Origin of the sequence: Stenotrophomonas africana (assembly GCF_013004645.1) — a bacterium.
GTDB lineage: Bacteria > Pseudomonadota > Gammaproteobacteria > Xanthomonadales > Xanthomonadaceae > Stenotrophomonas > Stenotrophomonas africana.
This window is the reverse complement of record NZ_JABEME010000006.1, coordinates 76,914-98,262: the sequence shown is the minus strand read 5'-3', so window position 1 is coordinate 98,262 and position 21,349 is coordinate 76,914. Positions and strand designations below refer to the sequence as shown.

Genomic DNA, 21,349 nt, shown 5'->3' with positions numbered 1-21,349 from the left:
CATGAAATTGATGGTCATCGGCGCCAGCAGGGGCCTCGGTCGAGCGTTCGTGGAAGGCCTGTGCAGTGCGGGCGACACCGTCATCGGCGTTTCGCGCAAGCGTCCACGCGATATTGAATGCCCCGAGGGTGTCACCCTGCAGTGGATCGAAGCCGATCTGTCCCAGCCCACCCTGGCTGCCAATCACATCGCAGCGCAGGCACCGGCCGATCTGGATGTGCTGATCCACAACCTGGGCATCTGGGAAGACACCGCCTTCAGCGATCAGTACGCCTTCCTCGACGAGAGCGATGCCGCGCTCAGCCGACTGGTCGACGTCAACATCACTGCCACCCTGGTGCTGCTGCAGCGCCTGCTGCCGCGGGTGCTGGGCGCACCACGCCCGCAGCTGGTGCTGACCGGCTCGACCTCGGCACTGCCACGCAGCGGCCGCCCGGAAGTGGCGTTCGGTGCATCCAAGTTCGCGCTCAACGGCATCGCCGATGCACTGCGCGAGGGTTTCCGCGATCGGCGCCTGGCGGTGACCAGCCTGCAGCTGGGCTACCTCAACACCGACGATGCACTGTCGGTGCCGGTGGCAGAGGCCGCAGCGCGCGGCGAAGGCGAACTGGTGCCTGTGCATGACGTGGTAGCGATGGTGCGCGCGTTGCTGCAGTTGTCGCCGTCCGGCTTCGTGCGCGAACTGGTGCTGCCGGCCATCGGCGACCCGCGTTACTGACTACCGCTGCGCAGGCCAGGCTCGACCTCTTCGCGCAACAGGTACCCCAGCACGATGGCGGTCAGCACGGTCGCCATCGCCAGGACAAAAAGCTGGCCACGGACGGCCTCCCTGTACGCCTGGGCCAGCACCGTTCTCGAAACGCCGGGCAACGCCTCCACCGCTCCGCCAAGGTCGCCCATGGACAGCCTGTGCACGGCGGCACGGGCCACGACGCCGGCCTCCAGCATCATGTTCCCGCCAATCCGGGCCGAGAGCATGATGCCGACAAGCGCGAGGGCAATGGAATCGCCTGCCAGTCGCATCGCATTGAAGATGCCAGCGGCCATGCCCGCCTGCTCCTTGCCGACCACGCTGACCGCCAGGCCATCCATGATCCCCCAAGGCAAGCCGATGCCGATCCCGATGACCAGCATCGGCATCCAGCGCACCGACGGGAACTGGAACACCTGCGCCAGCCATGCCAGCCCAAGCGCGCCGATCAGCAGGCCCGCACAGCACAGCGTCCGCGCCGGAATCCAGCGCAGCAGGTAACCGGCAACCAGGGGAACCACCAGCAAGGGTGCAGACAGTGCTGCCATCGCCAGTCCAGCCTCGGTGGGTCGCAGTCCTTCAACACCGATGAAGCCAGCCGGCAGCACGACCAGAAGGACGACGTAGGAGAACGCAGGGGCAGCGGCCAGAATCTGCACGCCAACAAAACGCCGGTTGCGGAACAGCCCGAGATCCAGCAGGGGTGTTCGATGGGAGCGCTCAACGGCAATGAACACGCGCAGCAGCACCACCGAGAGCGCCAGCAGCACCAGCGTCTGCGGATGCAACAGGCCACGTTCCGGCAGCACGATCATGGCGTAGGTGAGTGAGCCCAGCGCCAGCATGAAGGTGATGGCCCCCAGCCAATCCAGACGTGGCGAACCGGCGCTTCTCGATTCAACGGATGACAGGGCGACCAGCGGTACGGTCAGGGCGGCCAGCAACGCAGGCAGGAAGAACACCCATTCCCAGCCCAGCGCATCGATCAACCCGCCTGCCAGCAGCGGACCGCCTGCGGCCCCTGCACCAAAGGTGGTGCCGATCAGGCTGAACACCCTTGCCCGCGCCGGACCATCGAACACCTGCGCCAACGACGCCATCGCGCCGGCAAACGCTGCCGATGCCGCCATCCCCTGCAGCAATCTCAGGGCGTTGATCCATGCCACATTTGGCATCAAGGGAATCAGGCCGGTGACGAGCGCAAACGACGCGCCGCCCAGAATCCAGATCCGGCGCCTGCCATGCAGATCGGCCAGTCCACCGGCCACCAGCGTGGTGCAGCCGTAGGTCAGCAGGTAGGCGTTGATGATCCAGGACAACGCCGCAGGGGAACCGCCCAGCGCGTCCCGGATGGCAGCAATGCCCACGGCGGGGCTGGCAATGCTCAAGGGAATGGTGAGCGCCGTCAGACAGCCCGCCAGCACCACGCCAAAGCGCGATGATCCGGCCGTCTCAGCAGAGGCAACAGACATGTCGATGAGACTCGAGCGTGGCCAAGCGCCACCGCATTGATGCTATCGACGACCCTATTGCGTAAGAATCCCTTATTTGGTCCATGCTTTAATGACACGAACGTCATCAATGGCCATGTCATGGACAGCTTTGCCGGTCTCAGCCTCTTCGTTCTGGTCGCCGAGGCACGCAGCTTCGCGGCCGCAGCACGACATCGTGGCATCACCCCTTCAGCAGCCAGCAAGACCATCGCCCGGCTGGAAGAGCGCCTGGGCGCCCGCCTCCTGAATCGCAATACCCGCAGTGTCAGCCTGACTGCCGAAGGCGAGCAGTTCCTAGAACGCTGCCGTCGCATCATGATCGAGGTTGCCGCGGCAGAGCGCGAACTGACCGACGCCCAGGCCGCGCCCAGCGGTCGTCTGAAGGTCAGTCTTCCACTTGCCAGCGGACTGATGCTGCCGGTGCTTTCAGCGTTTGCGCACCGCTTCCCCGCCATCGAACTCGACCTGCACTTCAGCGACCGCCTGGTCGATGTCATCGAGGAAGGCTTCGACGCCGTCGTCCGCACAGGCAGCCCTGCCGACTCCCGGCTGCACGGCCGCAACCTCGGCAGTACCCGGCTGTTGTGCGTGGGCGCGCCTGCGTACTTCGCCAGACACGGGACGCCACAGCACCCGGACGAGCTGAGCGGCCACGCATGCCTTCTCCATCGCTTTCCCGGCACCGGCCTGATCGAACGTTGGCCACTGCCCGTGCATGAGGGAAGCTCTGAAACGCGGCTGACTGCCGCGATGACCGCCAATCATCTTGAGACGATCCTGCACATGGTCATCGATGGCCATGGCATTGCGTGCCTGCCCGACTTCGCCACGCGGGATGCGCTGGACCGCGGTGCGCTCGTCAGCGTCCTGGACCCATGGAGCACTGAGCGAAGCACCTTCTGGGCCCTCTGGCCGAGCCATCGCCATCAGCAGCCGCGTGTGCGCGCGTTTGTCGATTTCATGGCCGAACACCTCCTGCCCGAACGCAGCCAGTGCAATTGAACCTGCGCCCTGCTGCGACTACGCTGCTGGTCACTGGCCGTCGGTCACAGGCGGGAACCTGCTATGGATGCGCTTTCACGGGTCTCGGCCCAGGTCCTGGACAGCGCCCTGCCCAGCCTGCCGCTGTACCTGCTGCAGGCCACGGCGGTGATCGGCATGATCGGCGTGCTGCTGATCGCCACCCGCCGCGCCGGGCACGCCATTGAAGGCCGTCGCCTGTATGTCGGCGTAGCGCTGGGCCTGATCTACCTGTTCAACGCCTGGTGCGTGGCCCGCTACACCCAGGGCGTGGTCAAGCTCCACCTGGGTTTCGACATCCTGCTGGTCAGCGGACTGCTCGGCGGCTGGCGCGGCGGCCTGGCCTGCCTGGGCGCCAGCCTGCTGGCCCGCTACCAGTTCGCCGGCACCCAGTACTTCCTGCCCGCCGGCCTCGAGGCCACGCTGCAGATGCTGGCCGGCGTCTGGCTGCGCAGGCGCCTGCACCCGCGCATGCTCAATGAACTCTCGCTGCGCATGATCCTGCAGGCCTGGGGCGTGCGTATCGTCGTCACTGCGTTGGGCCTGGCACTGGGCGTAGTTATCATCGGCGCCCATCAGCTGCCCGTGGAGGAGTTGGCGATCCAGCGCCTGCTGGCACTGCCGCTATCACTGCTGATGCTGGGCGCAGTGTTTGCACTGGTCTACAACGATGCGCAGATCGATGCACAGCGTCAGCGCGAACACGCCTGGCTGCGCGTCGATCCGATCAGTGGCCTGCCCAACATGCGTGCGCTCGGCGAGCGCCTGCAGCACTACTGGCGCGACAATGACGGCGTCGGCAAGGCCTGCCTGATCGTGGCCGAGATGGGCAACCTGCGCGATCTGCGCCTGCGCTATGGCCCGCTGCAGGACAACGGCCTGTGGCAGCGCGACAGTACCGAAGAGGTGCATCGGCTGCTGCCCTCGCTGCCGGCGGGGCAACTGGAGATCTACCAGTTCGGCGATGCCGCGCTGGCGATCCTGGTGCGCGATCTGACCTTGTCCGAACTGCGCACGCAACCGCAGATCACCGAGCTGGCCAGCAACCTGGCCGATCGGGTCGGCCGCGATTGGCCCGGTTTCCGGCCGCTGTTCCGCTGTGCCGTGGTCGAACTGAAGCCACCGGCCGCCGCAGATGATGGCCACCTTCCTTTCCGGGCAATCACCGTGGCGCTGAGTGCGATCGAATCCGGCGTCGTGTTCTTCGACGACCCGATCCAGCGCGACAGCGAGATCGACGCCCTGATCGAAGTCGCTCTCGAACGTTGGCTGCAGCAGGGCGACGCACCGCTGTGCTACCAGCCCAAGCATCGCCTGCAGGATCGCCAGCTGGTCGGCGCCGAAGCACTGCTGCGCATGCGCGACGGCGAGGGCCGGCTGATCGCGCCGATGCGGGTGATCTCCCTGCTGCGCCGGCAGGGACGGCTGGCTGAACTGGAATGGGCCACGCTGCAGTCGGCCATCCATTTCCTGCAGCAGTGCCGACGCGATGGCACGCAACTGAAGATCGCCGTGAACGTCTCGGCCGAGTCACTGCGCCTGCCCGACTTCGGCCTGCGCCTGCAGGAACTGCTGCAGCTGCACGATGTGCCCGGCATGATGCTGCGCCTGGAGATCGTCGAATGGACCGAAATCGTCGAGCGCGACGTCGTCGATGCCAACATCGCGCAATTGCTGGCGGCCGAGGTCACCCTGTCGCTGGACGATTTCGGTGCCGGCTATTCAACCCTGATCCTGCTCTCGCAGCTGGCCATCGCCGAGGTCAAGATCGAGCAGGCGCTGATCGCCACGCTGTCCGACGCCAAGTCGCAGTCGATCGTGCGCTTCATCGTCGAAGTCGCGCACCGCTGCGGCGCCATCGTGGTGGCCGAAGGTACCGAAACCCTGGCGCAGGAACAGCAACTGCGCGCACTGGGCGTGGATGTCGGCCAGGGCTATCTGTACTCGGCGGCGCTGCCGGCCGACGAGTTCCGCCGCTTCGCCGCCAGCTAGACCGCGTAGAACCCCAGGAACATCGCCACCGCCGACTCGGCCACGCGTGCACGCTCCTGTGCGTTCAACGGCGCCTGCCCCATCGTCACCTGTGGCCAGAACGCAAAGCTCTTCACCAGCCCGTGCAGCTGGTGGCCGGCGAACTCCGGATCGACCTCGCGCAGCCGGCCATCAGCGATGGCCGCGCGGATCCAGGCACTCTCGCCGCTTTCCTTTTCACCCATGCGGCAGACGATGGCCTGCGCACGCTCCGGTGAGTGGATGATCTCGGCCATCGCCACCCGCGCCAGGTCGATGAAGTTGGCATCACTGAGCAATTCCAGCTTCTGCCCCAGCAACTGCAGCAACTGCGCCTGCAGCGGCTGGTCGGCGCGGTACGGCAATGTGTCGCTGGCAACGCTTCGCTCCCACAGCTCCTCCAGGATCATCGAGAACAGCGCTTCCTTGCTCGGGAAGTGGTTGTAGACGGTGCGCTTGGAGACCCCGGCCGCCTCGGCAATGCGGTCCATGCTGGTCGCCTCGTAGCCCGAGGCACGGAACTCCTCCACCGCCGCGCGCACGATGGCTTCGCGTTTGCGGTCTGTCAGGCGTTGTGGGGCACGGGACATGGCGGGAACCGGATAACTGAACGGACGCCACTATTTTACACCCATCAGTGTACTTTTGAAAAAGACGAAACTACACTGTGCAGTGTACCCAGCGGACGTCACCCATGAAGCGCCTGCTCCTTGTCCTCCTGCTTGGAATCCTCGCCGTGACCGCCTACACCTTCTGCAAGTCCTGGTCCCTCCCCGACTTCCCCGATTCGCCGCAGTACCGTGATGGCAAGTTCCGCAATGCCCTGCCCCGTCCGGCGATGGGCCTGCGCGACGGTGCGGAGATCTGGTGGACGTTCCTGTTCAACAAGCCCAAGGGCACCGTCCCGGCCCACCCCATTCCGGTGCAGCCGCTGGACCGCGCTACCCTCGACGCTGCGCCGGACCGCAGTCTGTTCCGGCTGGGGCACTCCACGATCCTGCTGAAGCTGCGCGGCCAGTACTGGCTGACCGACCCGGTGTTCTCCGAGCGCGCCTCGCCGGTGCAGTGGATGGGCCCGGCCCGCTTCCATGCGCCACCGATCAGCATCGACGATCTGCCGCCGATCGCCGGCGTGATCCTCTCGCACAATCACTACGACCACCTCGACCACGCTGCGGTGATGCAGCTGGCCGGCAAGACCGCGCGCTTCATTGCACCGCTCGGCGTCGGCGACCAGCTGATCGCCTGGGGTGTGGACGCCAGCAAGGTCGAACAGCTGGACTGGTGGCAATCGACCGAAGCCAACGGCCTGCGCCTGACTGCCACCCCGGGCCAGCATTTCTCTGGCCGCGGACTGGGCGACAGTGATCGCAGCCTGTGGGCGTCGTGGGTGATCCAGGACGGTGACTTCCGCATCTTCTTCAGCGGCGACACCGGCTACTTCGACGGCTTCAAGGCCATCGGCGAAAAGTATGGTCCGTTCGACCTGACCATGATCGAGACCGGTGCTTACGATCCGCGCTGGGCGTTCGTGCACATGCAGCCGGAACAAACCCTGCAGGCGCACCTGGATCTGCGCGGCAAGTGGCTGCTGCCGATCCACAACGGCACCTTCGATCTGGCCCTGCACGCATGGCAGCAGCCGTTCGAGCGCATCACCGCATTGGCGGCCGCAAAGAATGTGCCGGTGGCCACGCCGATGATGGGCGAAGCACTGGACATGCAGGCGCCGCAGGCGGGTACGCGCTGGTGGGAGACGGTGGAGCTGTAGCGTGCGGTGCGCTTGACCTGCCGGAAACCATGTAGAGCCGAGCCATGCTCGGCTGCGTCAACCACAGAAGTGGCCTGCGACGCTGCAGTGCGTCATGTAACCGATTACATCCCTTGCTAGCGTAGCGCTCGCCCGATTCCGGTCGAACCTGCGAGGCTGTCCGTAATGACGTTGCGCGCCGAACGCTCCAAGGTCTCCACACCGCGTTTCCCATTGCGCCCTGCCGCTGCCCTGCTGTTGGCCGCCCTGGCCTCCAGCGCACAGGCACAGACCCTCCCCCCGTGCAGCCAATGGCAGGCCAGCAGTTCCTCGCAGCAGGTACCGGCGATGGCGATCAGCCACCTGATCGACGGCGACCCGAAGACCGTCACCGGCGGCGCCTTCAGCCCCGGCCATTGGTTCCAGATCGATCTGGGGGCCCCCGCGATGATGGCCGGCGTACGCCTCACCTGGGATGTCTCCAACCCGGAAGGCTATTCGCTGCAGACCTCGCTGGACGGCCAGCAGTGGCAGACCGCGTACACCATGGCCGATTCGCTGGGCGATGTGGAAACGCTGTACTTCGCGCCGCGGCAGGCGCGCTACCTGCGGCTGGCCAGCCCGCAGCGCACCTCCGACTGGGGCGTGTCGATCTTCGAAATGGAGCCGTTGGACAGCACGCTCAGCGCACGCATCAGGGGTGTCGATGCAGCGCAGGCGGCGGCGCTCTGGCAAGGCGGTGGCACCGTTGCGGTTCCGGCCGGAACAGGAGGCACTCACGCGTTGGAGATCACCCTGCCCCGCGCGCAGGCAACGGCTGGCCTGGTAGTGGAATGGGCCGATGGCGCGCGCGGCGCCGCCCGCTTGCAGGCGCAGGACGCACAGGGCCGCTGGCAGGATCTCGCACACGATGCACAGGCGGCCAGCCATCGGCAGAGTTGGCTGGCCGCCGACACGGCACAACCTCTGCGTGCATTCCGCCTGAGCGTGGACGGCGCTGCCCCGCAGATCGCGCGCCTGCGCCTGCTCGGCCCGAAAGCGGTGATGACGCCGATGAAGCGCTACCAGATCGCCGCCAGCGGCGCGCAGCGTGCGTTGTTCCCGGCGTCGCTGCAGATGCAGCAGACCTATTGGACCGCCGTCGGCGTGCACGCAGGGCGGCAGAAATCCATCTTCGACGAATACGGCAATCTGGAAGCCTTCAAGGGCGCGCCGCTGCTGCAGCCGATCTGGCGAAATGCCGACGGCCAAACCGCCGGCGCCGCCGGGCAGCCCGTACAGCACGCCCTGCGCGACGGCTGGAAGCCTATGCCTTCGGCCACCTGGTCGCCGCAGCCCGGGCTGGAGCTGCGCAGTGAGGTATTCGCCATCGATCGCGATGGCCAACCGGTCACCTTCCTCCGCCACCGCCTGCACAACACCGGCAGCACCCGGATCGACGGCACGCTCAGCCTGGTCGTGCGCCCGATGCAGATGAATCCGCCGTGGCAGAACGGCGGGCTGTCACCCATTCGCGATGTGGCGATCGATGGACAGGCTGTGCGCGTCAATGGGCGCACGCTGCTGCGGTCGCTCACGCCGGTGGCTGCGTCTGGTACGGCGCCGTTCGGCACGGATGGCGCCACGGAAATCACCGCGAACATTGCTGCCGGCCAACTGCCTTCCGCGCAACAGGCGCATGATGACCAGGGTCTTGCCTCGGCTGCGTTGAACTACCGCGTCTCGTTGGCGCCGGGCGCCAGCGATGCCATCGTGGTCGCGTTCCCGTTGGGTACCGCCGCCGCCGATACCAAGGGCGCACTGCCCGAAGCGCCTGCGCTCGATCTGGCCACGCTGCCCCGCGATGCCAATGCGGCGTTCGATTCCCTGGCCACGCAGGCCTCCGCCGACTGGCAGGCACGGCTGGGCCAGGTCGGCCTGCGCCTGCCCGATCCCTCACTGGTCGACATGCTGCGCGCGCAGGCCGCCTACATGCTGATCAACCAGACCGGCCCGGCGATGCAGCCCGGTCCGCGCAACTACAACCGCTCCTTCATCCGCGACGGCATGGCCACCTCGGCGGTGCTGCTGCGCATGGGCGAAGCACGCGTCGCGCGCGACTACCTGGCCTGGTACAGCGAACACGGCGTGCATGCCAACGGTCTGGTCTCGCCCATCCTCAACGACGATGGCACTGTCAACACCGGCTTCGGTTCGGACATCGAATACGACAGCCAAGGCCAGTACGTGGCGCTGGTGGCCGATGTCGCGCGCCTCGATGGCGGACCCGAGTCGGTACGTGCCTATCTGCCGAAAGTGAAAGCGGCGCTGCGTTTCCTGCAGGAACTGCGCGAACGCACGCTGGTGCCCGGCTACAAGGCCGACCAGCCGGCGCCGGAGCGCTTCGCCGGCATCCTTGCGCCGTCGATCAGCCATGAGGGCTATCCGTCGCCCACCCACAGCTACTGGGATGACTACTGGGGGCTGAAGGGCTGGCATGACGGTGCGTGGCTGGCCGAATCGCTGGGCGACCACGAGACCGCAATGTGGGCACGCGAGCAGCACAAGCTGCTCTACGACGCGCTGCACGCCTCGATCCGGGCGACGATGGCGTGGAAGGGCATCGACTTCATTCCCTCTTCGGCCGACCTGGGCGATGGCGATCCCACCGGCGTCTCGATTGCATTGGATCCCACCGGCGCGCAGAGCGTGCTGCCCGCCGAGGCACTGCGGACCACCTTCGCGCGTTATCTGGAGGACGTGCGCAAGCGCAGCCAGCCCGGCGCGCTGTACGCCTATACGCCGTATGAGATCCGCAACGTGCTGAGCTATGTGCACCTGGGCCAGCCGCAGGTGGCCGATGAGCTGCTGCAGGGGCTGCTGCATGACCGGCGCCCGCTTGAGTGGCAGGTGCTGGCCGAGGTCGTGCACTCGCGCCTGCGTTTCCCGCGCTACCTGGGCGACATGCCGCACACCTGGATCGGCGCCGAGTACGGCCGCACCCTGTTCGGCATGCTGATGCGCGAGGACGATGATGCGCTGTCGCTGCTGCCAGGTACGCCACCGTCGTGGGTGGCTGGCGATGGGCTGGCGGTGGAACGCCTGCCGACGGCGTACGGCACGCTGCAGATGCAGGCGCGGCAGCGCGACGGCGCGCTGACGGTCACGCTGGGCAAAGGGCTGCGCAGCGGGACGGCGGTGAAGGTCTGGTGGCCGGCGCGCACGATGCCGAAGACGGTAAGTGTGGATGGGCGCAGCGTTTCAAACTTCGATGCCGAGGGGGTGCGTTTGGCAAAGCCGTTCAAAACGCTGGAGGCGCGTTGGTAGAGGCGAGCTTGCTCGACCGCATGTCGCCGATCACCATGCGCCAGTCGAGCAAGCTCGACTCTACAGGGGCCCTCCGGGCCACGCCCGGCGTCATTGCAGCGTCGGCAATCCCGGCGGGTTGGTCTGCGACTGCGGCACCGCTTCCTCGGCCACGTTCCATCGTTCCAGCGCCTGTGCGTAAGTGCCGCTGCCGATCTGGGTGTTCAATGCCTGCGTCACCGCGTCAGCCAGGCCGCTGCCCTTACGGGTGGTCACCGAGATCGCCGCGGCGTTGGGCCAGCCGCCAGGGAACAGGCCCACACGCCGCACCTTGCCGTCGCGTGCCGAGTAGGCGCCGGTGGCATTCGGTTCGAACGACACATCCGCGCGACCAGTAATCACCGCCAACCGGCCGACCACGGCGTCATCGAAGTACTGGTACTCCACCGGCTTCAAGCCGGCGGCAATGTTCTGCTGGTCCCACTGCCGCAGGATCTGGTCCTGATTGGTGCTGGCACCCACCACCACCTTCAGCCCCGCCACATCCGCCGGTTTCTCGATCTTCTGGATCGGCCCATCGGTGCGCGTGTAGATGCCCAGCAGGTCGTAACGGTAGCTGGAGAAATCGAATTTCTTCTTGCGCTCCTCGGTGACCGTCACGTTCGACAGCACCGCATCGTACTTGCCCGATTCCAGCCCCAGCGGCCAGTCGGCCCAGGCCACCGGTACGATCACCAGCTCCAGGCCCAGCGCATCGGCGATCAGGCGGGCGATGTCGGGCTCGATGCCGACTACGTCCTTGCTGTCGGCCCCATAATCGGCCAGAGGCAGCTGTCCCGGATGGGTCGCCACGGTGAACGTACCGGGGGTGACGAAGCGATAGTCGGCCGGGATCAACGCCTGCGCCTTCGGGTCAAACGTGCCCTTCAAGGCAACGGTGTTGCCGCTTGCCAGGCTGGTCGCGGCCACGGCGCCTGCATCCGGCCCCTGGCGTACGCGCGAATAGACTATGCCGGCGATGCCGATGACCAGCACGCCCACAATCAACAGGGTGCTGCGCGAGGGACGACGGGGTGCTGCAGGGCTCATGGCATTCCTTGAGGGTTACAGGGTCTTGGCCAGGAAATCGGCGGTGCGTTGCTGGCGCGGGCGCTCGAACAGGGCCTCGGGCGTGTCCTGCTCGATCACCCGTCCCTGGTCCATCATCACCACGTGGTCGGCCACGCGGCGGGCGAAGCTCAGTTCATGGGTGACGATCACCAGCGTGGTACCGGAGCGGGCCAGCTCCTCGATCACGCTCAGCACCTCGGCCACCAGCTCCGGGTCCAGCGCCGACGTGGGTTCGTCGAACAGCAGCACCTTCGGCTGCAGCGCCAGTGCCCGCGCAATCGCGATGCGCTGCTGCTGGCCACCGGACAGCTGGCGCGGGAACGCATCGGCCTTGTCGGCCAGGCCAACCCGCTCCAGCAGCGTCCGCGCCTGCTGCTCGGCCTGCGCGCGCGGCACGCCACGCACCGCGATCGGTGCCTCGATGATGTTTTCCAGCGCGGTCAGGTGCGGGAACAGGTTGAAGCCTTGGAACACCATGCCCACTTCCGCACGACGGCGGCGGATCTCACGCTCGGGCAGTTCGTACAAGGTGTCACCCTCGCGGCGGTAGCCGATCAGCTGGCCGCCGACAGTCACGTAACCGCCGTCGGCGCGTTCGAGGTGGTTGATCAGCCGCAGCAGCGTGGACTTGCCGGCGCCGGACGGGCCGATCAGCACCGTCACGCTGCCGGCGCGCAGGTCCAGGTTCACGTCTTCCAGCACTGGCTGGTCGCCGAACACCTTGCCTACGCCATGCAGCGACACCGCAGCTCCCTCGCCCGCTTCCACCTGCGTGGCGATGCGCGGGCGGCTTGCCACGCGCGGCGCGGCTTCGCTCTGCACACGCGGGGGCGATGACACCCGCGACACCGAGCGCTCGCACTGCAGCTGGCCACGCGCGAAGCGTTGCTCCACGCGCCGCTGCAACAGCGACAGCACGGTAAGGATTACCAGGTACCAGACCGTGGCCACCATCAGCAGCGGCACCACCTCCAGATTGCGGCGGTAGATTACCTGCACGGTATAGAACAGCTCCGGCAGCGCCAGCACGTAGACCACCGAAGTGCTCTTGGCCAGGCCAATCACATCGTTGAAGGCGGCCGGCAGGATCGAACGCATCGCCTGCGGCAGGATGATGCGGCGCACCTGGCGGCTACGCGGCAGGCCAAGCGCGGCGGCCGCTTCGTACTGTCCGTGGTCCACCGACAGAATCCCGCCGCGGATCACCTCGGCCGAGAACGCCGCCTGGTTCAAGGTAAGACCCAGCACCGCCGCAGTGAACACACCGATCAGCTGCGTGGTCGGGTAGGAGAACAGGCTGATGCCGGTGAAGGGAACGCCCAGTTCGATGGTGCTGTACAGATAGCCCAGGTTGTTCAGCAGCAGCAACAGCACCAGCAGCGGAATCGAACGGAACAACCACACGTAGCCCCACGACACCGCCGACAGCAGCGGCGAGCCGGACACACGGGCCAACGCCAGCAAGGTGCCCAGCGCGAAACCGAGGCCAGTTCCGAGTGCAGTCAGCAGCAGCGTGCGGCCCAGGCCTTCCAGCACCGGGCGTGCGAAGAACCACTCGGCGAAGGTGCCCCAGCCCCAGCGCGGATTGCCCAGCACGGACTGCAGCCCGATCAGGATCAGCGCCAGTGCCAATACTGTGCCGAACACCTGCAGCGGATGCCGGGCTGGCACGATCTTCAGTGCAGGCGCTGGCGCAGGACGGGCGGCAATGCCATCCAATGCGGTCGAAGGCGTGCTCATGCGTGGGCTCCGTGCAACACGGTCTGCGTAGGCGCAACAACAGGCGCCGGCGCACGTAGATGCTTCTCGAACGGCAGATGCGCAATGGTTTCCAGGTCGGCCTCCAGGTCGAACAGCGCGGTGTAGCCATGGCTGAGGTACAGGCCAACCGCTTCAGGCTGGCGGAAGCCGGTGGTCAGGAACACCCGCCGGTACCCTTGCCGCGCCGCCTGGTCTTCCAGTTCCTGAAGCACGCGACGCGCGATGCCCTGCCGGCGCAGCCCGGGCAGCGTCCAGATGCGTTTGAATTCGGCGGTTTCCGGATCGCGATGGGGCATGAAGGCGCCGCCGGAGATCGCCACGCCGTCTCGCAGCAGCAGTACGAACGCCCCTACCGGGGCAGCAAAGGCCTGCGCCGGGTAGCGCTGCAGCTCCTCGCGGGCGCTGCCGCCGATGCGTCGGCGCACGTCGGCGTAGCGGCTGTCGTACTCCTGTTCCAGGCCATCGAACAGGGGCCGTGCCAGCGGATCATCCACCGAGGTATAGAGGAAGCGTTCGTCGCTGCTCATGCCACGTCCTTCACCAGATAGTCTTCGGCCAGCCGCGCCCACAGGCTGGCGGCCGGTGCAATGGCGGCATCGTTGAACACGTAGCGCGGGCTGTGCAGCGGCGCACTGTCGCCGTTGCCAACGAATACGAAGCTGCCCGGCCGCGCCTGCAGCAGGAATGCGAAGTCTTCGCTGGCCGTGCGTGGCGCGAATTCCGGCACCACCTGTTCACTGCCGAAGCCCTGCAGCGCCACCTCGCGGATGTAGGCGGTCTGCTGCGGATGGTTGATCACGCTGGGGAAGCCGCGCGGGAACTCGATCTCGGCACGTGCGCCGAACGCGGCGGCGGTCTGCTCGGCAATCCCGGTGACCCGGCGCCGCAGGGTGTCGCGTACCTCGGGCAGGTAGGCGCGCACGGTCAGCTTCAGCTCGACCACGTCCGGAATCACATTGGCTGCCTGGCCGCCATGAATCGAACCGACAGTGACTACGCCCATCTGCCGCGGATCGACGTTGCGCGACACCACGCTCTGCAGCGCGGTGATGATGTGCGCCGCCACCAAGATCGGATCGACGCTACCCTGCGGCTCGGCGCCGTGACCGCCCTTGCCGATCACCTTCAGCCGCGCCCAGTCCACCGACGCCATCGCCGGGCCATCGACGAAGCCGAAATGGCCCACCGGCACACCCGGCCAATTGTGCAGGCCGTAGATGGCATCCACCGGGAAGCGCTCGAACAGGCCATCGGCAATCATCTTCGAAGCACCCGAACCGGTTTCCTCGGCCGGCTGGAACACCAGCTGCAGGGTGCCATCGATAGCACCGTGATGGGCCAGATAGTGCGCAGCGGACAGCAGGATCGCGGTATGCCCATCGTGGCCGCAGGCATGCATCAGCCCCTCGGTCTGGCTGGCATAGGCCAGGCCGGAGTCCTCGTGGATCGGCAGTGCATCGATGTCGGCGCGCAGACCGAGACGACGGCTACCCTGCCCGCGCTGCAGCGTACCGACCACGCCGGTGCCACCGAGGCCGGTGGTCACCTCATAGCCACACTGCTGCAGCAGTTCGGCCACTCGGGCGCTGGTGCGGTGCTCCTCGAAGGCCAGCTCCGGGTGCCGGTGCAGGTCATGACGGATCGCAATGGCGGCCTCGGCGCGTGCTGCGATTTCGGGCAGCACGCCGATGGACGCGGGATCTCGCCGGGCATGGCCCAGCGCTACCGAATTCTCTCCGCTCATCGCCTTACCCCACCTTCCGCGCCGGTTCGGCATCGGTCGCATGACGGCTGGCCTTGTACGGCAGGCCCAAGTGCTCGCGCAGGGTCTGCCCTTCCAGCTCGCGCTGGTGGTAGCCGCGCGCCTGCAGGATCGGCAGCACCTGGGTCACGAAATCGTCCAGGCCTTCGCGCTGTGCGGCGAAGCCGAGAATGAAACCGTCGCTGGCACCGGCGTCGAACCAACGGATCAGCTCATCGGCCACGTGCTCCGGCGTGCCGATGAAGTTCGGTCGTGGGCTCACCGCCTCCAACGCCACCTGGCGCAGGCTCAGGCCCTTCTCACGCGCATCCTGCTTGATGCGGTCGGTAGTGGAACGGAACGAGTTGCTGCCGATGTCGCCCAGCTCCGGGAACGGTGCATCCGGGTCGTACTGGCTGAAATCATGGTGATCGAAGAAGCGCCCCAGGTACGCCAGCGCATCCTCCAGCGTGGCCAGCGCGGCGATTGCCTGGTACTTGGCTTCGGCCTCCTCGGCAGTGCGGCCGACGATGGGGCCGATACCCGGGAAGATCTTCACGTCACTGCCGCCGCGGCCGTGCGCGATCGCCGAATTCTTCACCTTCTGGGTGAATGCGCGGGTCTCTTCCAGCGACGGCGAATGGGTGAACACCGCATCGGCGTACTTGCCAGCCAACGCAATGCCATCATCGGAAGAACCCGCCTGGAAAATCACCGGCTGGCCCTGTGGCGAACGCTGGATGTTGAGCGGGCCTTCCACCTGGAAGAAGCGCCCCTTGTGATCGAGCCGGCGGAACTTCTCTGGTGCGAAGAACGTGCCGCTGTCGCGCTCGCGCACGAAGGCATCGTCATCCCACGAATCCCACAGCCCCTGCACCACCTCCAGATATTCGTCGGCGATCTGGTAGCGCAGCGCATGCTCCGGGTGTGGCCGGCCGTAATTGCGACCGGAGCCTTCCAGCGGCGAGGTCACCACGTTCCAGCCAGCGCGGCCGCCGCTGAGCAGATCCAGCGAGGCGAACTGGCGCGCCACGGTGAACGGATCGCTGTAGGAGGTCGACAGCGTACCGGCCAGGCCGATCTTCTTCGTCGCCGTCGCCAGTGCCGACAGCAGCGAGATCGGCTCGAAGCGGTTGAGGAAGTGCGGAATCGACTTCTCGTTGATGTACAGGCCGTCCGCCACGAAGCCGAAGGCGATGCCGTTGTCCTCGGCGGTGCGCACGATGTCGATGTAGAACTGCAGGTTGACGCTGGCATCGGCCGGGTTGGATGGATGCTTCCAGGCATGCATGTGACTGCCGGGACCCTGCAGCATGATGCCGAACGGAATGTGGCGCGGGGTCGTGCTCATGGGAATCGCTCCTGCAGGTCAGGCCACCGCCGCGCGCGGCGCGGGCGACAGCAGTTCAAGGGATGTCAGGCGTGCGTCGAGGTCGGCCACCGGCGCATCGAGAATGAACTCACCCACGCCGAAGCGCCGGTGCAGCGCATCCAGTTCGTCACGCACGTGCTGCGCATCGCCAGACAACACGCTCGGGCGGGTTTCCTCGATGCGGAAGTCGGCCACGCCCACCTGGCGCGCGTACTCGGCAGCCGCCTCCGGGCTGGGCAGGTTCACCGCTTGCCCGGGACCGAGGTGCAGCTTGTAGACCCGCAGCGCACCGATGTGACGCGCTGCGGCTTCAGCAGTCGGTGCGGCGAAGGCCACCGTGGCCAGCAGCGGTGGCTGCGAGGAGACGCTGCGATAGGCATCGAACGCAGCCTCGATGTGTTTCGGGTCGCCATCAAAGTGCGCGGCGTAAACGAAACGCCAGCCCAGCTCGGCCGCCTGCTTGGCGCTCTGCGGGCTGGCACCGAGCAGGAAGCGCTCCGGCGCCTGCTGCGGGATCGGGCGCGCCTGCGCCTCGGCGTCGGTACCCGACAGATAGCCCTCCAGGTCGCGCAGCTGCTGGTCGAAATCGGCAAACGCCGGCCGCCCCGCTGCCAATGCAGCCGTAGAGGCCGGCAGGCCACCGGGTGCCTTGCCCACGCCGAGGTCAACACGCCCCGGCGCCAGCGCCGACAGCAGGTTGAAGTTCTCCGCGACCTTGTACGGCGCGTAGTGGCGCAGCATCACCCCACCGCTGCCGATGCGGATGCGCCGGGTCTGCGCCAGTACCCAGGCCGCGAGCACTTCCGGTGCGGGGCTGGCCAAGGTCGGCGCGGCATGGTGCTCGGCAAACCAGTACCGGTGGTAACCCAACTGCTCGGCACGCTGTGCCAGCTGCAGGCTGTTGCGCAGCGCCTGCTCCGGCGAGGCACCTTCGGCCACCGGGCTCTTGTCCAGCACGCTGATCTGATAACTCATGGTCGCGTCCTCGCTCAGGGGTGGGCCACGGGAATACCGAGCAATCCGTTCAGCGCGGCCAGGATCGGCTCGGCACCGGAGATGTACTGGCGGTCCTGGTGCGCGCCGCTGGCCAGGTCGCTGCGCACGCCCTGCGGCAGCACCAGCTTCGGCAGCGACTGGTCCTGCTCGCCGATCGCGGCGATCACCTCGTGGCGCGGCCGCGCAAAACCGACGTGGCGCACGTCCAGCTGCGCGTCCAGGCCGTCGATGCTCGACAGCGCCCCTTCCAGCAACAGGCTGTGCCGGCAGAAGAAGCGCTGGCCGGGAATCTGTCCGTCCTCGAACTCACGGTCGAGCAGGAACAGGATGGGCTTATCGTTTGCGTCCAGACTCACGGGGTCGTCCTCATCGGGGGGCGGCCATGCGATGCCGCGTCGATATCGATGCTAGAGATGACAGCCGTCGGCACGGCGATGCCAGGCGACAATCGGCGGTCACATCCGGCCATGCAGATGCGCCTTGGCCATAAGCAAAGCGCCGCCGGTTATGGCGTCAGGCGATGCGTCGCAGCGGCGCCGCTACCGCCAGCGACTGCGTGGCCAGATGCCCGGCCGCACGCTCGGTCGCCAGCGCGATGCGCGCCTGCAAGGCCACACTGGTGATGTGCTCACCGTCGAAGTCGGCCGGCGTGGCGTACACCCCGATCGGCAGCGTGTGCGCCTGCAGGAAACTGAACAACGGCCGCAGCTGGTGATCGATCACCAGCGCATGGCGCTCACTGCCACCGGTTGCCGCCAGCAGTACCGGCGTATCCACCAGCGCTTCCAGCTCGATGAAGTCGACCAGGTGCTTGAACAGGCCCGGATACGATCCACGGTGCACGGGCGCTGCCACCACGAGTAATTCGGCGGTCTCGATGGTCCGCAGCGCCTGTTCCACTGCCGGTTCCACTTCACCCCGCGACAGTGACTGGCCCAGCGAGCGTGCAATCGGCGCCAGCTCCACCCGCTCCACGCTGGCATGCACCTGCTCCTGCAGAGACGCCAGCAGGTACCGCACCAGCAGCAACGTACGCGACGTCACCGAACTGGTCGGCGACCCCACCAATGCAACCACCTTCAATGCAGAAGACATGAACTGCTCCTCGATGATGCCGGACTACGTCCGGCCGCCCTTCGCCTTTTGTAGAGTCGAGCCATGCTCGACTGCTCCAGATCAGAACCGGTAACTGACCCGCCCGTACCAGTACGCCCCAACGTTGCTCAGCACATCGCCGTTGTCCCAGGTCGTCTCGATACTGGCCACATCAGTGGCGCTGCGCGCGTACTCGGGCACCTTGCGCGTGCGCTTGTCGAACACGTTGTTGATGCCCAGCGCCGCGCTCCAGCCCGCCCCCAGTTCCACGCCACCGGACAGGTTGGTCACCAGCACCGGCGGCTGCTTGTACTCCACGCCGTTGTTCAGGCGCTTGATCGGGCCGTAGTAGGTGAAGTCCAGGTTCGAGCGCCAGCGCCCGTTCTGCCAGCCCAGCCCGGCCACCTGGGTGTAGCTGGGCGTGCGGAAGCGCAGCGCGTACTCGCTGGACCTGGTCAGCAGGTTGATGTTCGGCAGCCCCTGCAGCGCCGCCGGAATGTCGCTGACCTTCTGGATGGTGGTACGGCCGACGTTGGCCGCGTAGCTCCAGCGCAGCTTGCCCCACGTGGTTTCCTGGTTCGCCTCCAGCGTCAGCTCGACACCGCGTGTACGCGTGTTGCCCACGTTGGTGAAGTAGCTGGCATAGAACGCATCACCCGGCAGAATGCTGATGCCGGCCGAGCCCAGCAGCGCATCGATGGTGTTCTTCTGCGCCGCACTCAGCACCGTGCCGCTGTTGTCGGTGACGCGCGCCGGATCCTGCGCGTTGTAACCGATCTGGCTTGACTGACCGAGCTGGCCGCGGATGTCGATCTGATAGGCATCCACTGCCAGGTGGAACGCCGGGCTCGGGTCCCAGGTCACGCCCAGGCTGTAGTTGGTGGCTTTCTCGGGCTTCAGCGGCGTGGCACCCAGCGCGATCGCCGCCGGCGAAGACACCTGCGCCACCAGCGTGGTCCCGCACGGGCAGCTGCCAGTGGCCTGGTAGAACTGCGCGCCCAGGCTGGGCGCATGGAAGCCGTTGCTGACCGTGGCGCGCACGCCCAGCGCATCGGTGAAGTCGAAACGTGTGGTCAGGCGGCCGGTGGAGACACTGCCGAAGTCGGAATGGTCTTCCCAGCGCGCGGCCGCATCCAGATACCAGCGCGAGGTGATGTTGGTGGCCGCGCCCACATAGACCGCCTTGCTGTTGCGGGTCGCCTTCACCGCATCGGCGGTGGAATAGCCGACGAACGCCGCGGCACCGAAGCCGGTGTACGACTCCCACTGCCCTGCCCCGCGTTCGTACTGTTCGTGCTGGTACTCGGCGCCCGCGCTCACTTCCAGTGGCGAGGCGAACGCTGCCACCTCGAAGCCACGCCGCAGGTCCAGGTTGGCGATGCCCTGCTGGTAGTCCAGCTTGCCGTCATAGAAATCAGTGGGCGAGCCGGGGTACGGCAGCGAGTAGTTCACCGAGTTGCGCGTATAGGTACGCACTGTGCTGCGGTTGCCGGTCAGGCTGGCGTCGTAGTCCCAGCCCGCGACCTGGCCTTTCACGCCTGCGGTACCGGTGTACTGCTTTTCCTTGGTTTCCAGCACCGGCAGGAAGCCATCGGGAAACACGCCCAGCACGCCGGGTGCCTTGTAGGTAGTGAAGATGGTCGCCGGCAGGCGGAAGTTCTGGATCGCCTGCGCGGTGCGGTCGCTGGCGGTGGCATTGGCGTAGAACTGCGCGCTGTCGCCCAGGCCATGGCCCACGTTCACCGCGAAGGCCTTCAGCGCATACGACGGCGAGCTGAGGATGGTATTGGCCTCGGCATTGCGGCTGGCTTCGGCCGGGTTCGGCGTTGCGCCGGCCGGCAACCGGTTGTTCGGACGCAGCGCCACCCGATTGCCATTCGCATCCACGGCCGGGTAACTCAGGTAGCCATCGATGTAGCGGCGGGTACGAATCGCATGATGCTGGCGGGTGATCTCGCCGGACAGGTTGATGAAGCCGTCCTGGCCCCACGGCAGGCCGACATTGGCGCGCACGCTGGTACGCGAGCCATCGCCATCGATGCTCTGTCCGCTTTCCACGGCAAACTCGCCACCGTGCGCCTGCGATTTCAGGATCACATTGACCACACCGGTAATCGCATCCGAGCCATAGATGGCCGATGCACCATCGCGCAGCACTTCCACATGGTCGATGGCCGAGACCGGAATCAGTGCCAGGTCTGCCCAGGCGTGCCCTGGGAAGCCGCCGCCATTCGCCCCGCTCACATAGGCGCTGGCATTGCGGCGCTTGCCGTTGACCAGCACCAGGGTGTAGCCGGGCGACAGGTTGCGCAGTTGGTAGCCGCGGATCAGGCTCTCCTGGTCGCTCTGGTAGCCGCCGATCTGGCTCAGTGACGGCAGCGCACGCTGCAGCGCTTCCAGCAGGTTGGCCTGGCCGGTGGAGGCAAGGTCCTCGGCGGAGATCACATCGATAGGCGTGGAGCTGTTCTTCACCGTACGCGTGCTGGTGCGCGAGCCGGTCACCACCACCGCATCCAGCGTGGATGCCGCGACATTGGCGGAGGCTGCCGTGGTGGCAGGATCCGCATCGGCTTCAGCGGCATGGCTGGACGACGCGGCAAGGACGGCTGTGATCAGAACAGCGAGAGAGCTCAGGACAGGGGCGTGGGCGGCAGGCATGGGGGCTCGTGGGGGTGGGCCGGAAACACGCTTCCATTCAAGGGCCTGTTCACCCACGGCAACAGGCGGGATCGCGTCACCCAACCGTCATATCCGGCCACCCACATGACTGCTGGTAATGAGGTTAGGCGGGGCTGCGCACGCGGCCGGCGGCGGACGACACCCGACGGTGTAGAGTCGACTGTTAGTCCACTGCTGTTGGCGATACCGCCTGGAAGCCCGCGCTGCGCGCGATAGTCGACTAACAGTCGACTCTACCCCGTCGGGTGCCCAAGCCAGACGAATGCCCCCGTACACATGCTCCACA

16 protein-coding genes are annotated in these 21,349 nt (G+C 66.6%); 5 read left to right on the top strand and 11 right to left on the bottom strand.

The genetic code is table 11. The annotated features are described in order from the left end of the window. Position 1 precedes the first annotated feature (1 nt). The gene (locus tag HLA98_RS12235; protein WP_057500935.1) at positions 2–718 is read left to right on the top strand and encodes an SDR family NAD(P)-dependent oxidoreductase; all 717 of its coding nucleotides are present in this window, start codon (positions 2–4) and stop codon (positions 716–718) included. On the opposite strand, the gene HLA98_RS12230 is transcribed toward HLA98_RS12235, so the two are convergent. Further along, on the bottom strand, positions 712–2,223 hold the full coding sequence (locus HLA98_RS12230) for an MFS transporter (protein WP_057500934.1): 1,512 nt from the start codon (positions 2,221–2,223) through the stop codon (positions 712–714). The genes HLA98_RS12235 and HLA98_RS12230 overlap by 7 nt on opposite strands. A gap of 120 nt (positions 2,224–2,343) precedes the next feature. On the opposite strand from HLA98_RS12230, the gene HLA98_RS12225 reads away from it, so the two are divergent. Continuing rightward, positions 2,344–3,246, top strand: coding sequence for a LysR substrate-binding domain-containing protein (locus HLA98_RS12225; RefSeq protein ID WP_057500933.1), 903 nt, complete (start codon positions 2,344–2,346; stop codon positions 3,244–3,246). A gap of 63 nt (positions 3,247–3,309) precedes the next feature. After that, a complete protein-coding gene (locus tag HLA98_RS12220; protein WP_057500932.1) occupies positions 3,310–5,256 on the top strand; it encodes an EAL domain-containing protein in 1,947 nt (648 codons plus the stop codon). On the opposite strand, the gene HLA98_RS12215 is transcribed toward HLA98_RS12220, so the two are convergent. Further along, entirely contained in the window at positions 5,253–5,864 is a 612-nt protein-coding gene (locus HLA98_RS12215) for a TetR/AcrR family transcriptional regulator (RefSeq protein ID WP_057500931.1), read from the bottom strand. The two genes, HLA98_RS12220 and HLA98_RS12215, sit on opposite strands and share 4 nt — an antisense overlap. A 104-nt stretch (positions 5,865–5,968) precedes the next feature. On the opposite strand from HLA98_RS12215, the gene HLA98_RS12210 reads away from it, so the two are divergent. Together HLA98_RS12210 and HLA98_RS12205 are read left to right on the top strand one after the other, a co-directional pair. Further along, positions 5,969–7,045: an MBL fold metallo-hydrolase gene (locus HLA98_RS12210; protein ID WP_057500930.1), complete on the top strand. Its 1,077-nt coding sequence runs from the start codon at positions 5,969–5,971 to the stop codon at positions 7,043–7,045. A 165-nt stretch (positions 7,046–7,210) separates the two neighbouring features. Then, positions 7,211–10,330 (top strand): discoidin domain-containing protein, encoded by a 3,120-nt coding sequence (locus HLA98_RS12205; RefSeq protein ID WP_057500929.1) that lies wholly within the window; start codon positions 7,211–7,213, stop codon positions 10,328–10,330. Positions 10,331–10,420: 90 nt separating this feature from the next. Here the strand turns inward: HLA98_RS12205 and HLA98_RS12200 are convergent, their stop codons facing one another. The 9 genes from HLA98_RS12200 to HLA98_RS12160 all read right to left on the bottom strand — a co-directional run bounded on the left by HLA98_RS12200 (position 10,421) and on the right by HLA98_RS12160 (position 21,042). Next, complete coding sequence (locus tag HLA98_RS12200; protein ID WP_057500928.1) at positions 10,421–11,398, bottom strand: ABC transporter substrate-binding protein; 978 nt, start codon at positions 11,396–11,398, stop codon at positions 10,421–10,423. 15 nt (positions 11,399–11,413) lie between these two features. Continuing rightward, positions 11,414–13,159, bottom strand: a complete 1,746-nt coding sequence (locus HLA98_RS21375; protein WP_080392895.1) for an amino acid ABC transporter permease/ATP-binding protein — start codon at positions 13,157–13,159, stop codon at positions 11,414–11,416. Then, positions 13,156–13,707, bottom strand: a complete 552-nt coding sequence (locus HLA98_RS12190; protein WP_057500927.1) for a GNAT family N-acetyltransferase — start codon at positions 13,705–13,707, stop codon at positions 13,156–13,158. The genes HLA98_RS21375 and HLA98_RS12190 overlap by 4 nt, the downstream gene beginning before the upstream one ends. Then, positions 13,704–14,924, bottom strand: a complete 1,221-nt coding sequence (locus tag HLA98_RS12185; protein WP_057500926.1) for a M20 aminoacylase family protein — start codon at positions 14,922–14,924, stop codon at positions 13,704–13,706. The genes HLA98_RS12190 and HLA98_RS12185 overlap by 4 nt, the downstream gene beginning before the upstream one ends. A gap of 4 nt (positions 14,925–14,928) precedes the next feature. After that, positions 14,929–16,272, bottom strand: a complete 1,344-nt coding sequence (locus tag HLA98_RS12180) for an LLM class flavin-dependent oxidoreductase (RefSeq protein WP_057500925.1) — start codon at positions 16,270–16,272, stop codon at positions 14,929–14,931. A gap of 18 nt (positions 16,273–16,290) precedes the next feature. Continuing rightward, complete coding sequence (locus tag HLA98_RS12175) at positions 16,291–17,268, bottom strand: MsnO8 family LLM class oxidoreductase (protein ID WP_049449648.1); 978 nt, start codon at positions 17,266–17,268, stop codon at positions 16,291–16,293. A 14-nt stretch (positions 17,269–17,282) separates the two neighbouring features. Beyond that, on the bottom strand, positions 17,283–17,645 hold the full coding sequence (locus tag HLA98_RS12170; RefSeq protein WP_057500924.1) for a DUF3088 family protein: 363 nt from the start codon (positions 17,643–17,645) through the stop codon (positions 17,283–17,285). 157 nt (positions 17,646–17,802) lie between these two features. Continuing rightward, entirely contained in the window at positions 17,803–18,384 is a 582-nt protein-coding gene (gene msuE / locus HLA98_RS12165; RefSeq protein ID WP_057500923.1) for an FMN reductase, read from the bottom strand. A gap of 81 nt (positions 18,385–18,465) precedes the next feature. Then, a complete protein-coding gene (locus HLA98_RS12160; RefSeq protein ID WP_129550534.1) occupies positions 18,466–21,042 on the bottom strand; it encodes a TonB-dependent receptor plug domain-containing protein in 2,577 nt (858 codons plus the stop codon). Positions 21,043–21,349 lie beyond the last annotated feature (307 nt).

Coding starts and splice junctions, on each gene's coding strand:
- HLA98_RS12235 (WP_057500935.1), top strand. CDS start 2: ATGAAATTGATGGTCATCGGCGCCAGCAGGGGCCTCGGTCGAGCGTTC.
- HLA98_RS12230 (WP_057500934.1), bottom strand. CDS start 2,223: ATGTCTGTTGCCTCTGCTGAGACGGCCGGATCATCGCGCTTTGGCGTG.
- HLA98_RS12225 (WP_057500933.1), top strand. CDS start 2,344: ATGGACAGCTTTGCCGGTCTCAGCCTCTTCGTTCTGGTCGCCGAGGCA.
- HLA98_RS12220 (WP_057500932.1), top strand. CDS start 3,310: ATGGATGCGCTTTCACGGGTCTCGGCCCAGGTCCTGGACAGCGCCCTG.
- HLA98_RS12215 (WP_057500931.1), bottom strand. CDS start 5,864: ATGTCCCGTGCCCCACAACGCCTGACAGACCGCAAACGCGAAGCCATC.
- HLA98_RS12210 (WP_057500930.1), top strand. CDS start 5,969: ATGAAGCGCCTGCTCCTTGTCCTCCTGCTTGGAATCCTCGCCGTGACC.
- HLA98_RS12205 (WP_057500929.1), top strand. CDS start 7,211: ATGACGTTGCGCGCCGAACGCTCCAAGGTCTCCACACCGCGTTTCCCA.
- HLA98_RS12200 (WP_057500928.1), bottom strand. CDS start 11,398: ATGAGCCCTGCAGCACCCCGTCGTCCCTCGCGCAGCACCCTGTTGATT.
- HLA98_RS21375 (WP_080392895.1), bottom strand. CDS start 13,159: ATGAGCACGCCTTCGACCGCATTGGATGGCATTGCCGCCCGTCCTGCG.
- HLA98_RS12190 (WP_057500927.1), bottom strand. CDS start 13,707: ATGAGCAGCGACGAACGCTTCCTCTATACCTCGGTGGATGATCCGCTG.
- HLA98_RS12185 (WP_057500926.1), bottom strand. CDS start 14,924: ATGAGCGGAGAGAATTCGGTAGCGCTGGGCCATGCCCGGCGAGATCCC.
- HLA98_RS12180 (WP_057500925.1), bottom strand. CDS start 16,272: ATGAGCACGACCCCGCGCCACATTCCGTTCGGCATCATGCTGCAGGGT.
- HLA98_RS12175 (WP_049449648.1), bottom strand. CDS start 17,268: ATGAGTTATCAGATCAGCGTGCTGGACAAGAGCCCGGTGGCCGAAGGT.
- msuE (WP_057500923.1), bottom strand. CDS start 18,384: ATGTCTTCTGCATTGAAGGTGGTTGCATTGGTGGGGTCGCCGACCAGT.
- HLA98_RS12160 (WP_129550534.1), bottom strand. CDS start 21,042: ATGCCTGCCGCCCACGCCCCTGTCCTGAGCTCTCTCGCTGTTCTGATC.